This is a genomic window from Pseudomonas sp. NY15435 (assembly GCF_048068295.1).
Lineage (GTDB): Bacteria > Pseudomonadota > Gammaproteobacteria > Pseudomonadales > Pseudomonadaceae > Pseudomonas.
Map to the genome: position 1 here is coordinate 77,672 of NZ_JBLUQA010000014.1, position 14,962 is coordinate 92,633.

Below are 14,962 nucleotides of genomic sequence, written 5' to 3' on the forward strand. Positions count from 1 at the left end.
GATGCGACGTTTCGCACCGGGCGTGCTGCCGGTCTACGGCCTGCTGATCCTGCCGCTGCCATTGCTCGTGGTGGTCGGCTACCTGCTGCCGACCCTTGGCGTGCTGGGCTGGAGCTTCAGCCTGCCCGAGTGGGGCACGCAGAACTATGCGGCGATTGCCGACAACGCCAACCTGCAGGCAGTGATCTGGCGCACCCTGCGCATCTGCCTGCTGACCACCGCAATCAGCGTTGCCATCGCCTACCTGATCGCCTACCGCTGGCGTTTTGCGACGCCGCGTGGCCGGCAACTGATCGAATTGTTCGTGCTGCTGCCGTTCTGGCTGTCGATGCTGATCCGCGCCTTCGCCTGGCTGGTGCTGTTGCGCAACGGCGGCCTGGTCAGCCAGGGGCTGATGGCCACGGGCTGGTTCGACGCGCCGCCGCCGCTGGTACGCAACGAACTGGGCGCGCTGATCGGCATGGTGCACTTCATGGTGCCGTACGCGGTGCTGCCGCTGTTGTCCTCGCTCAAGCAGGTGGACGACAGCCTGCTGCGGGCTTCCAGCAGCCTGGGCGCCAGCCACTGGCAGACGCTCAAGGACATCTTCATTCCGCTGACGCTGCCCGGCGTGGTCGCCGCATCGGCCATCGTCTTCGTCTTCAGCCTCGGCTGCTTCGTCACCCCGGCGCTGCTGGGCGGCGGCAAGGCGGCGATGCTCGCGGAGTACATCTACGTGCAGATGTTCCAGCTGTCCAACTGGGGCCTGGGCGCCGCCCTGAGCATCGTGCTGATGCTGCTGGTGGTGGGTTGCGCGCTGCTGTTCGGACAACTCATCGGCTACCGCCGCCTGCTCGGGAGGGCTGAGCTGTGACTCCGCAGGGAACCTATCTCTCCGCCATCCCCAAGGGCGTGAAAAAGCCGCAACTGCCACGCCCGCAGGTCGGCCGCTGGCTGTCCTGGGCCGCCCTGGCGTTGTCCGCGCTGTTCCTGCTGCTGCCGATCCTGGTGATAGTCCCGCTGTCGTTCGGCAACCAGCGCTACCTGGCCTTCCCGGACGGCGGCTGGTCGCTGCGCCACTACGCGACGCTGTTCGATGGTGCCTGGCTGGTGTCGATCCTGCAGAGCCTCGGCCTGGCGCTGGTGGTCGGCGCGCTGTCCACGGCGCTGGCCTTCCTGTTCGCCACCGGCATCTGGCTGCAGCGCCGGTACCGCACCTTGCTGACCGCCATCGTGCTGTTGCCGATGATCGTCCCGCAGGTGGTCTCGGCCATGTCGATCTACTACCTCGATGCACGCCTGGGTGTGCTCGACAGCCTGCTGGGCGTGGGCTTCGGCCATCTGCTGATGGCGCTGCCGTACGCGGTGATCGCCCTGCTGGTGGCCTACGCACGGCTCGACCAGAGCCTGTACAAGGCCTCGCGTTCCCTCGGCGCCGGGCTCTGGCCGACGCTGTGGAACGTGCTGCTGCCCAATGTGCGCGGTGGCGTCGCCGGCGGCTTCTTCATGGGCTTCGTGATGAGCTGGGAAGAGGTGGTGGTGACGCTGTTCACCAGCGGCCTGAACGTGGTGACGTTGCCCAAGCGCATCTGGGACGGCCTGCGCTACAACCTCGACCCGGCGATTGCCGCCGTGTCCACCCTGATGATCATCCTCACCTTGGTGGTGATGCTGGTGCGCCTGTACCTGGCGCGACAGCAACCACCCAGCTGACTGTTTCAACCCCGCATACGGCCGCCCGATGGCGGCCCCAAACAAGAACACCTGTGTCGCTTGCACCTTGTCCCTGAGGAGGGAGTCCCCATGCTTACTGCTTTCCCCGCTCGCACTTACCGTCAACGCGTCGAAGCCGTCAAACGCCGCATGGCTGACCGTGGCCTGGATGCCCTGGTGGTCAACTACCCGGACAACATCAACTACCTGAGCGGCTTCGACAGCCTGGGCTTCCTCTGGTACCAGGCGCTGATCATCTCGCCCAAGCTGGCCGAGCCGGTGTTCATCACCCGCACCAGCGAAGAGCCCTGCACCTGGGAGCTGTCGTGCATCAACGAGGCGATCTTCTATGACATCGCCAAGCAGGACCCGCTGAAGATCGTTGCCGACGTGCTGGCCCAGGCGGGTTTGAGTCAGGCGCGCATCGGCCTGGAAATGACCGCCTCGACCTTCTCCCCGGCGCAATATAACGCGCTGCTGGGCTACATGCCCGAGGCGCGCTTCGAAGACGCCGGCCCCCTGGTCGCCGAGAACCGCCTGATCAAGACCGCCGAGGAAATCGAATACCAGCGCAGCGCCGCGCGCATGGCCGACCAGGGCATGCTGGCCGCCTTCGAGGCGCTGCGTCCGGGCATCTCCGAGGTGGAAGTGGCCGGCATCGTTGCCAACGCCCTGGGCCGCGCCGGCAGCGAGTACTCGGCGATCAGCCCGATGTGCGCCACCGGCCGCCGCAGCACCATGACCCACGCCATGCCGCACCGTCAGACCATCAGCCATGGCGACGTGGTGATCCTCGAACACGCCGGTGTGTGCAACAGATACCATGCCATCCTCATGCGCACCGCGGTGATCGGCAAACCCAGCCCGCGTGTGAAGGAAGTGGCGACCCTGCTCACCGAGGCCTTCAACGCCGCCATCGAGATCGCCAAGCCGGGCACCCCGGTGGGCGAGGCCAACCGCGTGTGCAACCAGATCCTCGACCGCATCGACCTCTCGCGCACCCGCGTGCACCGCATCGGCTACAGCCTCGGTCTTGCGTACCCGCCGACCTGGTTGGAAGCGATGATGGTGGACGAGGCCGACGACCACGTGTTCCAGCCGAACATGTCGTTCTCCATCGAGCCCAACCTGTCCTTGTACAACGAGGGCTTCGGCATCAAGCTCGGCGACACCGTGCTGTGCGGCGAGAAGGGCTCGGCGAGCCTGTCGGAGTTGCCGCCGGAACTCACCATCATCGACTGATACGGGCTCTCCTCCAGCCGTATAACGTCGTTGGGCGGCCTCGTCGTGCTGGAAGCACTGTCTTCGGCCGCTCGCCTGGTTCTCCGGCTGAATGCAAACCCGTATGGATTTAGTTGAAGCATGCCTGCGCCCACGGGCGCAGTGATGGAAACCGAGGGCTTCTGATGAGTCACACGATGGATGTTTTCTGGCACGACGACGTGCTGCGCCACGACACTGCCGCTGGCGTGTTCGAGGCGCCGCCCAGCGACCTGCTGGCCGAACAGCTGCAACACCCGGAGAGCAATCCGCGGCTGCTGAACATGCGCACCATCCTCCAGCGCGGGCCGGTGGCCGGCTCGCTGCGCTGGCATGAAGGTCGCCATGCCAGCGAAGAGGAGTTGCTGAGTTTCCACGATGCCGACTACCTGCGCGGCATCTTCGAGGCGGACGCCGCCGGCAAGCGCTTCAGCAGCACCACGCTGATGTCCGCCGGAAGTCTCGCCGGGCTGCTGGCCGCTGCCGGCACCAGCCTGGCGGCGCTGGAGAGCGTATTGGCCAGCGGCCATCCGGCCATGGCGCTGGTGCGCCCGCCGGGCCACCATGCTGCGCCCGCCATGGCGGACGGCTACTGCTTCTTCAACCATGCCGGGATAGCCGCTCGCGCAGCCCAGGCGGCCGGTCTCGAACGTGTCGCCATCGTCGACTGGGACGTGCACCACGGCAATGGCACCCAGGAGGGTTTCTACGACGATCCGTCGGTGTTCACCGTGTCCCTGCACATGGACCACGGCGCCTGGGGGCCGAGCCATCCACAGACCGGTGCGGCGGACGAGCGCGGCTATGGCGCCGGGCTGGGCAGCAACCTCAACCTGCCGCTGCCCATGGGATCGGGCGACCAGCTCTACGAGATGGTCTTCAGCCGCTTCGTCGAGCCGGCGTTGCGCGCTTTCAAGCCGGACCTGCTGATCATCGCCAACGGCCTGGATGCCTCGCAGTTCGACCCCAACGGCCGCCAACTGGTGACCATGCAGGGCTTCAACCGCCTGGCCCGCCGCGCCCGTGCGCTGGCCGACGAGCTTTGCGCCGGGCGGCTGCTGGTCGTTCAGGAGGGCGGCTACAACCCGGCCTACAGCGCGTACTGCCTGCATGCCGCAACCGAAGGCTTCCTCGGTCAGTCGTCCACGCTGCCCGATCCGTTGGCGTACATGCCGGAACCGGCTGCGCGAGTCGAAGCCGACCTTGCCTCACTGGAAACACGGCTGGCGACGGCAGGATGGAAGTTTGCCTGAACGGCCGATCCCCCAGCGCAACTCGTCCGCGCCGGGAGGTCGGCTTTCTGTAGGAGCGAGCTTGCTCGCGAACCTCCCGACGCGACGCTGAAGCCGCCGGGGAGACATCGCGGACGGAGTCCGCTCCTACGCGGTTGCCTGGCAGGCACAAAGGCAAACCTTGTCCGTGATACGTCGGCAGGTGCCGCGCTGGGCGGTTCGCGAGCAAGCTCGCTCCTACATGGCTGCGTCAGGTAGGAGCGGACTTTATCCGCGATCGCCTGCCGGCAGCTCAGGTGCCGGGGATAATTACCGGTGCTTCGACTCGAAACATCACCGCGTTCGATAGCAGTCCCAGCCAGTAGCCGCGCCATAGCCCGGGTGAACTGTAGGAGCGAGCTTGCTCGCGAACCTTCCGACGCGATGCTGGAGCCGCCGGGGAGACATCGCGGACGGAGTCCGCTCCTACGCGGTTGCCTGGCACTTCCGTGCGCGTAGAAGCAAACCTTTGTCCGTGATACGTCGGCAGGTGCCGCGCTGGGCGGTTCGCGAGCAAGCTCGCTCCTACATGGCTGCGTCAGGTAGGAGCGGACTTTGTCCGCGATTGGCATCTGGTCCTGGCGAGCTCAACCTTCCCGCGCCGTTCGGCATCCACAACGCGGCGCTGGAGTACGGGATTCTTCGGCGACCACGCCGCGCCACCAGCGCTCGCCCTGGTGCGGTGCTTGGATGTCGATGCGCTCGCCCATCATCGGCGTGGTGACGGTCAGCCCACGCTCGCCGGCGATTTCCAGTACGCGCTCGAAGGGTTCGTACCAGGCATGCATGGCGAGGTCGAAGGTGCCGTTGTGGATCGGCAGCAGCCAGCGGCCGTTAAGGTCCTGGTGCGCCTGCACGGTCTGCTGCGGGTGCATGTGCACGTAAGGCCAGTTTTCGTTGTAGGCGCCGGTCTCCATCAGCGTCAGGTCGAAGTGGCCGAAGCGCCGGCCGATTTCAGCGAAGCCGTCGAAGTAGCCGGTGTCGCCGCTGAAGAAGATGCGCAGGCTGTCGTCCTCGATCACCCACGAGCACCACAGGGTGCGGTTGCCGTCGCGCACGCCGCGGCCGGAGAAGTGCTGCGCCGGGGTAGCGGTCAGGCACAAGCCGTCCACCGCGGTGCTCTGCCACCAGTCCAGCTGGCGGATTTTCTCCGCCGGCACGCCCCAGTCGAGCAGGCGGTCGCCCACGCCCAGCGGGGTGAGGAAGACCTCCGCGCGCTCGCCCAGCACGGCGATGGTGGCGCGGTCGAGATGGTCGTAGTGGTCGTGGGAGAGGATCACACCGCGGATCGGCGGCAGGTCCTGCAGGGCAATCGGCGGCGCGTGGAAGCGCTTGGGCCCGGCGAAGCTGAAGGGCGAGGCGCGCTCGGAGAACACCGGGTCGGTCAGCCACCAGCCGCCGCGCAGCTTGAGCAGCAGGGTGGAGTGGCCGAGGCGGTACAGGCTGCGATCAGGTGCGGCCTCCAGTTCCTCCGGCGTCAGTGCGCGCACGGGCACCGGGGCACGCGGCACGGTGTTCTTCGGTTTGTTGAACAGAACATCCCAGAGCACCTTTGCGCTCGGTTCGGGCATGTTGGCCGGGCGCGCCTTGAGGTTGCGGAATCTCCCGGCGATGTAATGCGGTGAGTGGCTGTAGTCGTCGATGGGCGCGCGTTGCAGTGGGAGGCGGGGCAAGGCACTGATCCTCTGGTGGCGGAGTCTGTCAGCTGAGCACGCTACAGACTCCGCCGCCAGGGATCATTACCGGCGTTTTGATTCAGAACATCACCGTCATCGATACAGGCCGCGCACCTCGGGAGAACCCGGTAGGAGCGAGCTTGCTCGCGAGCCTTGACGCCGGAGCCGCCGGGCCGACATCGCGGAAAAAGTCCGCTCCTACGCAAAAGCACGCGTCGGGCTGCTTGCAGGAGCGCCACACGGACGCGATCACTGGCATGGCGCGCCTCAATCCAGCTTCGAGAGAATGTCCCAGGCCAGCTTCACCCGCACTTCGTTGGGATAATTGCGGTTGGCGAGGATGACGATGCCGCGCTGCTTCGCCGGGATGAAGGCGACGTAGGTGCCGAAGCCATTGGTGGCGCCGGTCTTGTTCACCCACACGTCCTGCTGCGGCGCCAGCGGTTTGCGCAGGGCGGTGACCGGCTGGCTTTCCAGCACCATGCTGCTGCCGTTGTACTGCTGCAGTTCGGCGAGCTTGGGCGGGTAGGCGTACTGCTCCCAGATCAGGTCCTGGGTCATCGGGCCAACCTGGTAGTAGCCGGTGCGGGTGGCATCCACCGCTGCCCGCAGCTTGTCGCCGAGCTTCACCTCGCCCAGCTGGATCTGCACGAAACGCAGCAGGTCGCGGCTACTGGACTTCACCCCGTAGGCCTCGTCGGCGACCTGGTCGGGGTTCACCCGCACCGGCGCATCGTCCTTGTCGTAACCCTGGGCGTAGATGGCCTGGCGCGTCACCGGTACGTCGATGTGGGTGTTGCTCAGGCCCAGCGGCGCGAAGACGTTGCGTTGCATCGCAGTCTTGAACGGCACGTCGAGGGCACGCGCGGTAGCGATGCCGAGCAGGCCGACGCTGGGGTTGGCATAGGTGCGCTGGGTATCGGCGGGGTACTGCGGCTGCCAGGTCTTGTAGTAGTCGGTGAGCTGCTCGGGCGTCTTCACCTCGTCGGGCAACTGCAGCGGGAAGCCGCCGGTGACGTGGGTGGCAAGCTGGATCAGCGTCACCTTGTCCAGCGCGCTGCCGCGCAGTTCCTTCAGGTAGCGTGTCGGGCTGTCTTCCAGCTTGAGCTTGCCAACGGCCTGGGCGAAGCCGGCGAGGGTGGCGGTGAAGGTCTTGCTCACCGAACCGATCTCGAACAGCGTGTCGCTGCTCACCGGCTGTTTGCTCTGCTTCGATGCCACGCCGAAGTTGTAGAAACGCTGCTCGCCATGGTCGGTCACGCCGATGGCGAGGCCGGCGATGTTCTGCTCGCGCATCACCTGCTGGGCGAGCTTGTTCACCTTGGCGTCGAAATCGGGCGGGGCGGCGTGCGCGAGATTGGCGAGGAGGAGGGGAATGAGGCTGAGTGCGAGCGGGGCAGTCCGGCGCATGAGCTCTGGATACATGGAGGCGTCCTTGGCGTTGCAATGGGCAGACCCTAGCATCCAGTCGGCGAACGCTCCAGTGCGACCGGCAGCGCTACGCCCCGGCAGCGCGCGGTGGTAGGATTCGCGCCCCATGCGAATCACCGACCTCGACCAACGTCTCGCCGACCTCGGCGCGCTGCCCCTGCATCGCGGGCGGATGTTGCGCGCCTGGCTGCAGGGCAAGCCACTGGATGCCGGCACCAAGCGGCAGGCGAGCGAGGACTTCCTGCCGCTTAACGTGCGCAATGGCGTGGCGCAGCTCGCCATCGAGATGGACGCCGTGGCGACCGTCCATTCGCGTCATCCCGCAGGCGATAACTCCGAACGCCTGCTGGTGCGCCTGGCCGATGGGCAGATGGTGGAAAGCGTGCTGCTACCGCGCGGCGGCGTGTGCGTGTCTACCCAGGTTGGTTGCGCCGTGGGGTGCCGCTTCTGCATGACCGGCAAGAGCGGCCTGCTGCGCCAGCTTTCCACCACCGAGATCGTCGCCCAGCTGGTCCTCGCGCGTCGCGTGCGGCCGGTGAAGAAGGTGGTGTTCATGGGCATGGGCGAGCCGGCGCACAACCTCGACAACGTTCTGGAAGCCATCGACCGCCTCGGCACCGACGGCGGCATCGGCCACAAGAATCTGGTGTTCTCCACCGTTGGCGATCCGCGTGTGTTCGAGCGTCTGCCGCAGCAGCGGATCAAGCCGGCGCTGGCGCTGTCGCTGCACACCAGTAACGCTGAGCTGCGCGAGCACCTGCTGCCGCGCGCGCCCAAGCTCACCCCGGAGGAACTGGTGGAGCAGGGCGAGGCCTATGCGCGCGCCACCGATTACCCGATCCAGTACCAGTGGACGTTGCTCAAGGGCATCAACGACAGCCAGGAAGAACTCGACGGCATCCTGCGCCTGCTCAAGGGCAAGCGCGGCGTGCTCAACCTGATTCCCTTCAACGCCCTGGAAGGCGACCAGTACCAGCGTCCGGACGGCGAGCGCATCGGCGAGATCGTCCGCTACCTGCACAGTCGGGGCGTGCTGACCAAGGTGCGCAACAGCGCCGGGCAGGACGTCGACGGCGGCTGTGGCCAGTTGCGCGCGCGGGCGACCGAGCTGATTGCCACGTCCGGTCGGCGGATTTCTCGTCTGAGCGAGTAATTACCGGGCGCCTTTGCTGTTCGAGATCTTGCACGGGTATCGCGCCGGTTGTTAGCCTTCCGCATCTGAGAAAACCAGCAGGGCTGGGTATGGCGATCCGGGTTGTCGAAGCACAAGAAGTAGATCAGCAGCGCATAGCCATTCCTGGTTGGGAACAGCAGTACACGCAGATGTCCGCCGGGCGATTCTCCGGGCGCATCCTGCATGCCGAGGTCGAGGGGATCGAGCTCTACGAAGAGCAGATGAACCTGCGCGTGGAGCAGGAATTCCACGCCCCGCCCGGCGCGCTGGTGTTCAGCTTCGACATGTCCGACAACGCCCTCTACCTGCTCGATGGGGAAACCCGCAACGCCTGGGTCACGCCGGAGAACTACCGCGAGGTGGCGGTGGTGATCAAGGAGTCGGCGAACTGGGGCCAGCCGGCCGACGCCTTCGCCGACCTGGTGCTGACGCCACTGCGCTCAGGCCACTGCCAGTTGGTGGCGACCTCCCTGAGCAACCTGCTCACCGGCGCGTCGACCGGCGACGACCCGATGGATGCGCCGGGTGTGGCGCAGAGCATCGTCTCTCACTGCTTCTCGCTGCTGTGCGAGGCGCCCCTGGATGGCGAGCGCCGCGCGCGTTCCATCGTCCAGGCCAAGCGCGTGGTGCAGCGGGTCAAGGAAGTGGTGAACGACTGCCCCGACGAGCAGTTCGGCATGGCCGAGCTGGCCGCCAAGGTCGGCGTGTCGCCGCGCAGCCTGCAGCAGTCGTTCCTGCATTATGCCGGCATTCCCCCCATCGTCTGGCTGCGCAACCGCCGTCTCAACGGCGCTCGCCGTGACCTGCTTGCTGCGGCCGAGTCGGGCATGACGGTGGCCGAGGTGGCAATGAAGTGGTCGTTCTGGCACCTGGGACGATTCTCCCAGTCGTATTTCGCGCTGTTCGGCGAGTATCCGAAGACCACCGCCAGGCAGGGTGGCCGGGCCTGAGTCATAGGCGCAGGCTTGGCGTAGAGATGTAGGATGGCGTGGAGCGAAGGGATCGCCATCGCCTGATTCCATCGCCTACGACGGAGCAAGCTCAGGGACATCGCGGACGGAGTCCGCTCCTACGCTCGACGATGACGCAGGAGTGACTGTCTTGCTCGATGGCGCCTTGCCTGGGATATCCCTCTCCCCTGAGGGGCTGGGGGAGGGTTGATGCTCGCACAGGAGCCCCCTGCAGCAGCGGACCGCGTCCGCGAGCGATGTCCGATACGCGCCGAACTCACCTGTCATCAGGCATGCCTGATCTGCAGGTCCTTGATCACGCACACCGACGCATCGCTTGCCAATGTCGTGTCAGTGAAGTCGATCTGGTTGTAGACGCCGCCGTGGAAATCGAACACCCGCGACGCCCAGCTGGCATCCAGTGGCATCGACGGCACCGCCGAATTGCGCCCGTTGCAACTGGCCTGCACCGTCAGCATCAGGCTGGACGTGGCGAGGATCAGGATATCGAAATCCGCTCCCAGCGGTACGTTGTCCAGCACCGTGCTGTTCACCGGAGTGGTCTGGTTGAAGTTCTGACGGAAGCCCATGGTCAGCTTGCCTTTCTGCCAGAACACCTTGAGCAGCGGGCTGTCGTCATCCTTCACGTGCATCTGCGCCACCACCACTTTCTGTGCCGAGTTCACCTGGGTGACCTTCATCAGCTGGTGGTTCACATGCTCAGTGGCGCCGCTCAGGGCCCAGTAGATGGGTTCCTTCCACTCGCAGCGGGTGCGGTGGACGCTCTTGCTCGCCACACCCTTGGTGGGCGCGGTGAGTTGCAGGCTGCCGTCCGGCAATCGCGTCACCAGGTTGGGGTACTGCGCCAGTGCCTGCGGTCCCGGAATTTCGATGGAGACGGTATCGGTCGGAGTTTTGCCTACGGGCAGGGCGATGTTGAGATTGTCGATGCTGACGGTCATGCCGGGCACTCCTGCGGCGGTGAGGGTGCCTGGTTTGACTGGAAGGAGTTCCTCGCGCGACGAATTTTCAGCCGGGCGGTCATTTGGAGAGTTGGCCTTTGTCGCAGCAACTGTCTTTTTACGGATGGGCCTGTGTTTGCGCTTCCCTTCGCCCCGGCCGTCTCCCCAGGGAGAGAGCAGATCGTGCCGGCTGACGTGTGGTTTCATCCTGCACCGATCGGTAGAGGGTGAGCGGCGATCCGAGCGCAGAACTATCCGGTAGGAGCGAGCTTGCTCGCGAACCTGAGCAGCATCGGTGTCGCCGGTGACTCCGTTCGCGAGCAAGCTCGCTCCTACAGGGGCTGTTATCCGGTGAAACGATAGCCTTTGCCGCGCACCGTGACGATCAGCGGGTGCTGCGGGTCTTCCTCCAGCTTGGCGCGCAGGTGGGCGATGCGCACGTCGACGGAGCGGTCCAGTCCGTCCCAGGTGATGCCGCGCAGGGCCAGCAGCAGATCGTCGCGGCCGAGGGTCTGGCCGGCGTGGCTAACCAGTTGCCAGAGCAGGTCGAACTCGGCTCCGGTCAGGTCGATGCGCGAGCCGTCTCGGCGCGCTTCGCGCTGGCGAGCGTCCAGGACCAGGCCGGAGCGCTCCAGGCGATCCGGCGGTTCTGTGGCTGGTCGCGGGCGTCGCAGCAGGGTCCGCACACGGGCCAGCAGCAGGCTGGGGCGTACGGGTTTGCACACGTAATCGTCGGCGCCGTTCTCCAGTCCGTCGATCTGCTCGGTATCTTCCGAGCGCGCGCTGAGCATCAGGATCGCGCCTTGGTAGCTGGAGCGGATGCGCCGGCAGATGGACAGGCCGTCTTCGCCGGGAAGCATGCGGTCGAGGATCACCAGGTCCGGTCGTTCGTCCAGCACGCGGTCGGCGGCGCGCCCGCCGTCAGGCTCGATGCAGGCGCGCAGGCCGTGCTGTGCGAGGAAGTCGCGGGTGAGGGCGGCGAGGCGCAGGTCGTCCTCGACGATGAGAATGCGAGCGGTGGTCATGAGTACGAGAAGAAGAGGGCGCCGGGCAGCTTGTGGCTGCCCGGCGCTGCGGTATCAGAGTGTGATACGCGCAATCGAGCCGTCTACCGACAGCCGAGTACCGTAAGGCTCCGACAGCGCGGCGAAGCGCTGCAGGATCGCTTGTGCGTGGTCGCCTTCAGCCAGGCGCGGGCGGCCACGGCGGTGGACCGCCTCGCCCAGGCCCAGGCTCACCGGGTGCAGCTCGATGCCGGTCAGGCGCCGGCCGTCGAACTGGCAGACCGGCACCAGGCTTTCCCAGAAGCGTGCATCGGAGGGGAAGCTGCGGGTGTCGTTCTGCGTGCGTTGCAGGAATACCTTGGACGGCGTCTGGTTGCGGTCCACGCGGAACTGCTCGTAGCTGTCCGCCGGCAGGCGTTCCACCAGTTCGTTCTGGCCGATGAAGTTGCCCAGGCTGTAGAAGATCGGCTTGCCGTTGTAGATCTCCATGCCGCGCAGCAGGTGCGGGCCGTGGCCGACCACGATGTCGACGCCGGCATCGATCATGCGCCGCGCCACCGGCTGGATGAATTCGGCGGCCGCCTCCAGGTTCCACTCGCCGGTGGCGTCATGGCCCAGTTCGTGGGCGTGGATGCTCAGCACGACGATATCCGACATCGTCCGCGCTTCTTCGACCCAGCGCAGAATCTCGTCCATGTCCTTCTTGCGCGGCAGGGTGCGCAGGCGCGAGGACTCGCCCTGGCGGAACAGCAGCGGGGTAAAGGGGCCGAACACCGCCAGCGACGGGTCGGGGATCGGATGGGCGAAGCCCAGGTCGACCGCGCCCTGGTAGAGGCGGTCCAGGCCGAGGCTGGCGATGATGCCGCGCATGGCCTCCATCTGTGTGCCGTCGAGTTGGTGCACGGTGTCGTAGCGCAGCGGGTTGAGGCCGGGGCGGCCAGGCATGTCGCGGGTCTGCTCGCTGGCTTCCTGGCCCTTGCCGAAGGTGGAGGTGCAGGCCAGCAGCGAGACAGTGCCGGCGGGTTTGGTGCAGTACACCGGGCGACGGGCTTCTTCCAGGTTGCGGCCGGTGCCGGCGAACAGCAGCTCGCGCTTTTTCAGCTGGGCATGGGCGGCGTGCAGACCGGCAATGCCGTAGTCCAGGCTGTGGTTGTTGGCAGTGGAGAACAGGTCGAAGCCGCCGTCCACCAGCTCATCGAGAACCCATGACGGCGCGCCGAAGTGCGAGCCGCCGCTTTCCAGCACGGCGTCGCCCTGGAAGTCGTTGGGCAGCACTTCCAGGTTGGTGAAGCTGACGTCGGCGCTGCGCAGCAGGTCGAACAGCGGGCGCAGGGTTTCGTCGTCACGGCTGTTCAGGCGGCGTTGCAGGATGCTGTCGCCGGTCAACGCAATCTTCATGGTCCACCTCAGGGTTGGGGAGTCGCTGATGGCGGCGGACTTTAGGGCAATGCGCGGCGACGGTCGGCTGAATCCTGGGTATCGCGATAGCCGTCGGTTATCACCCGCAAAGCCTCGCAAGCGGCGAGATGCCGGCGTTTTCATTCTGGCTATGGGCATCACTTTTTTTCAGCAGTCAGCGTTGTGACAGCGCTCTTACCATGCGTCCGCCTCCCGGCCCAAGAGCCGCGGAGCAGGGGTGGCACGGCTTGCCGTGACCAGCACGATCCAGGCGGAGAGCAGCATGAAAAAAACAATAACCGGCGCCGCAGGCTTCAAGCCGCACGCGCTGGCGCTGGCTACCAGCATGGCCCTTGGCGGGGCATCTTCGGCTCAGGCAGTGAGCTTCAACGTGGGGGAAATCGAGGGGCGCTTCGACTCGACCCTGTCCGTCGGCGCGAGCTGGGCAATGGACAGCCCGGACAAGAAATTCATCGGCACCCGCAACGGCGGCACGGCGTCCAGCCAGACTTCCGATGACGGTCGCCTGAACTTCAAGAAGGGCGAGACCTTCTCCAAGATCTTCAAGGGCCTGCACGACCTGGAGCTGAAGTACGGCGACAGCGGCCTGTTCCTGCGTGGCAAGTACTGGTACGACTTCGAACTGAAGGACGAGCATCGTCCGCTCTACGACATCGACGACAGTGGTCGCGATACCGCCGCCCAGTCTTCCGGCGCCGAGCTGCTCGATGCCTTCCTCTACCACAACTATGAACTGCACGACCTGCCGGGCACTGTGCGCCTGGGCCGCCAGGTGGTGAGCTGGGGCGAGAGCACCTTCATCCAGAACGGCATCAACTCGATCAACCCGGCGGACGTTGCCGCGCTGCGCCGCCCCGGTTCCGAGGTGAAGGAAGCGCTGATCCCGGTGAGCATGCTGTATTTCAACCAGGGGCTCACCGACACCCTGTCCATGGAGGCCTTCTACCAGCTGGAGTGGGAGAAGACCGTGCCGGACAACTGCGGCACCTTCTTCGGTAGTGACGTGGCGGCCAAGGGCTGCGACATCAACATGGCGGTGAACGGCAGCGACTTTGACCGCGACATCGACGGCACCGGCATCAAGGGCGGCTACGGCTACGTGCCACGTACACGCGACCATGACGCCCGTGATGGCGGCCAGTTCGGCGTGGCATTGCGCTGGATGGTCAACGATACCGAGTTCTCGGCCTATGCGATGAACTACCACAGCCGCACGCCCACCAGTAACTGGGTGGTGGGCAAGGGCGCACTGGCCGACCCGGTGGGCGGCCTGATCGGGCAGGGCGGGCGCAGCACCGCCAGCTGGTACCTGGACTACCCCGAGGACATCCGCCTCTACGGCCTGGGCTTCAACACCACCTGGGGCAGTACCGCGGTGCAGGGCGAGATCAGCTACCGCCCGAACATGCCCATGGGCATCAACTCCAGCGACGTCTCCGGCGCCGCTACGCTGGGTTCGGCCTCCACCAGCTCGCTGGTCAACGCCGGCCTGCCGATCTTCTCCAGTGGTTGGGCGGACTCGAGATACGGCTCGCTGATCCAGGGCTACAAGCGCATGCCCTACACCCAGGCGCAGATGACCTTCACCAATACCTTCGACCAGATTCCGCTGATCGCTGCCGAACGCCTGACCCTGGTCGGCGAGATCGGCTTCGGTCACATCGGCGACCTGGGCTCCACCGATGGCTCGGACCTGCGCTTCGGTCGCAGCAGTGTGTACGGCAACGGTGAACTGGCCAACGCCGGCTCCTCGTCCTTGCTGGGTCTGTCGGGCAACGCGCTGTGCGAGAAGGTGGTCAACACCGCGAACCCCAGCCAGTGCAACGACAAGGGCTTCTACACCCAGAACTCCTGGGGTTACCGCCTGCGCGCCGGCCTGGAATACAACGACCTGATCGGTGGTATCTCGCTGCGCCCGAACCTGGCGTTCTCCCATGACGTGGAAGGCTATGGGCCGACCTTCAACGAAGGCGACAAGTCCGTCAGCGTTGGCGTCGATGCCGAGTACCTGAGCCGCTACACCGCCAGTATCAGTTACACCGACTACTTCGGCGGCGATTACAACGTCAACACCGACCGCGACTTCCTCGCCGTCAGCCTGGGCGTCAGCTTCTGATGCCTAT

The 14,962-nt window shown here is 65.8% G+C and carries 12 protein-coding genes; 7 read left to right on the forward strand and 5 right to left on the reverse strand.

The features are described from left to right. Nucleotide 1 precedes the first annotated feature (1 nt). The 4 genes from ACNFH5_RS26395 (at nucleotide 2) to ACNFH5_RS26410 (ending at nucleotide 4,205) form a co-directional block, all read left to right on the forward strand. Nucleotides 2–853, forward strand: coding sequence for an ABC transporter permease (locus tag ACNFH5_RS26395; RefSeq protein ID WP_054909776.1), 852 nt, complete (start codon nucleotides 2–4; stop codon nucleotides 851–853). Next, the gene (locus tag ACNFH5_RS26400) at nucleotides 850–1,692 is read left to right on the forward strand and encodes an ABC transporter permease (RefSeq protein ID WP_416751202.1); all 843 of its coding nucleotides are present in this window, start codon (nucleotides 850–852) and stop codon (nucleotides 1,690–1,692) included. The genes ACNFH5_RS26395 and ACNFH5_RS26400 overlap by 4 nt, the downstream gene beginning before the upstream one ends. Nucleotides 1,693–1,782: 90 nt before the next feature. Beyond that, a complete protein-coding gene (locus tag ACNFH5_RS26405; RefSeq protein WP_416751204.1) occupies nucleotides 1,783–2,934 on the forward strand; it encodes a M24 family metallopeptidase in 1,152 nt (383 codons plus the stop codon). A gap of 164 nt (nucleotides 2,935–3,098) precedes the next feature. Continuing rightward, entirely contained in the window at nucleotides 3,099–4,205 is a 1,107-nt protein-coding gene (locus tag ACNFH5_RS26410) for a hypothetical protein (RefSeq protein ID WP_416751206.1), read from the forward strand. A 605-nt stretch (nucleotides 4,206–4,810) separates the two neighbouring features. Here ACNFH5_RS26410 and ACNFH5_RS26415 read toward each other — a convergent pair. Both ACNFH5_RS26415 and ampC read right to left on the reverse strand, forming a co-directional pair. Next, nucleotides 4,811–5,896, reverse strand: a complete 1,086-nt coding sequence (locus ACNFH5_RS26415; protein WP_416751208.1) for an MBL fold metallo-hydrolase — start codon at nucleotides 5,894–5,896, stop codon at nucleotides 4,811–4,813. A 270-nt stretch (nucleotides 5,897–6,166) separates the two neighbouring features. Continuing rightward, nucleotides 6,167–7,309, reverse strand: coding sequence for a class C beta-lactamase (gene ampC, locus ACNFH5_RS26420; protein ID WP_416751306.1), 1,143 nt, complete (start codon nucleotides 7,307–7,309; stop codon nucleotides 6,167–6,169). 127 nt (nucleotides 7,310–7,436) lie between these two features. Here ampC and ACNFH5_RS26425 point away from each other — a divergent pair, with 127 nt between their 5' ends. Beyond that, a complete protein-coding gene (locus tag ACNFH5_RS26425) occupies nucleotides 7,437–8,483 on the forward strand; it encodes an RNA methyltransferase (protein WP_416751210.1) in 1,047 nt (348 codons plus the stop codon). 170 nt (nucleotides 8,484–8,653) lie between these two features. Then, entirely contained in the window at nucleotides 8,654–9,454 is an 801-nt protein-coding gene (locus ACNFH5_RS26430) for a helix-turn-helix domain-containing protein (protein WP_416751212.1), read from the forward strand. A gap of 287 nt (nucleotides 9,455–9,741) precedes the next feature. On the opposite strand, the gene ACNFH5_RS26435 is transcribed toward ACNFH5_RS26430, so the two are convergent. From ACNFH5_RS26435 to ACNFH5_RS26445, 3 genes are all read right to left on the reverse strand, one after another. After that, on the reverse strand, nucleotides 9,742–10,416 hold the full coding sequence (locus ACNFH5_RS26435; protein WP_416751214.1) for a polysaccharide lyase family 7 protein: 675 nt from the start codon (nucleotides 10,414–10,416) through the stop codon (nucleotides 9,742–9,744). Between the two features lie 344 nt (nucleotides 10,417–10,760). Next, nucleotides 10,761–11,441 carry a response regulator gene (locus tag ACNFH5_RS26440; protein WP_416751216.1) on the reverse strand — a complete coding sequence of 227 codons (681 nt, stop codon included), beginning with the start codon at nucleotides 11,439–11,441 and terminating at the stop codon, nucleotides 10,761–10,763. Nucleotides 11,442–11,495: 54 nt separating this feature from the next. Next, nucleotides 11,496–12,818, reverse strand: a complete 1,323-nt coding sequence (locus ACNFH5_RS26445) for a CapA family protein (protein WP_416751219.1) — start codon at nucleotides 12,816–12,818, stop codon at nucleotides 11,496–11,498. Nucleotides 12,819–13,101: 283 nt separating this feature from the next. Between ACNFH5_RS26445 and ACNFH5_RS26450 the strand changes: the two genes are divergently transcribed. Further along, nucleotides 13,102–14,955 (forward strand): DUF1302 domain-containing protein, encoded by a 1,854-nt coding sequence (locus ACNFH5_RS26450; protein ID WP_416751220.1) that lies wholly within the window; start codon nucleotides 13,102–13,104, stop codon nucleotides 14,953–14,955. Nucleotides 14,956–14,962 lie beyond the last annotated feature (7 nt).

Excerpts from the sequence above, each read along its gene's own strand:
- ACNFH5_RS26395 (WP_054909776.1), top strand. The coding sequence starts at position 2 with ATGCGACGTTTCGCACCGGGCGTGCTGCCGGTCTACGGCCTGCTGATC.
- ACNFH5_RS26405 (WP_416751204.1), top strand. The coding sequence starts at position 1,783 with ATGCTTACTGCTTTCCCCGCTCGCACTTACCGTCAACGCGTCGAAGCC.
- ACNFH5_RS26410 (WP_416751206.1), top strand. The coding sequence starts at position 3,099 with ATGAGTCACACGATGGATGTTTTCTGGCACGACGACGTGCTGCGCCAC.
- ampC (WP_416751306.1), bottom strand. The coding sequence starts at position 7,309 with ATGCGCCGGACTGCCCCGCTCGCACTCAGCCTCATTCCCCTCCTCCTC.
- ACNFH5_RS26425 (WP_416751210.1), top strand. The coding sequence starts at position 7,437 with ATGCGAATCACCGACCTCGACCAACGTCTCGCCGACCTCGGCGCGCTG.
- ACNFH5_RS26430 (WP_416751212.1), top strand. The coding sequence starts at position 8,654 with ATGTCCGCCGGGCGATTCTCCGGGCGCATCCTGCATGCCGAGGTCGAG.
- ACNFH5_RS26435 (WP_416751214.1), bottom strand. The coding sequence starts at position 10,416 with ATGACCGTCAGCATCGACAATCTCAACATCGCCCTGCCCGTAGGCAAA.
- ACNFH5_RS26440 (WP_416751216.1), bottom strand. The coding sequence starts at position 11,441 with ATGACCACCGCTCGCATTCTCATCGTCGAGGACGACCTGCGCCTCGCC.
- ACNFH5_RS26445 (WP_416751219.1), bottom strand. The coding sequence starts at position 12,818 with ATGAAGATTGCGTTGACCGGCGACAGCATCCTGCAACGCCGCCTGAAC.
- ACNFH5_RS26450 (WP_416751220.1), top strand. The coding sequence starts at position 13,102 with ATGAAAAAAACAATAACCGGCGCCGCAGGCTTCAAGCCGCACGCGCTG.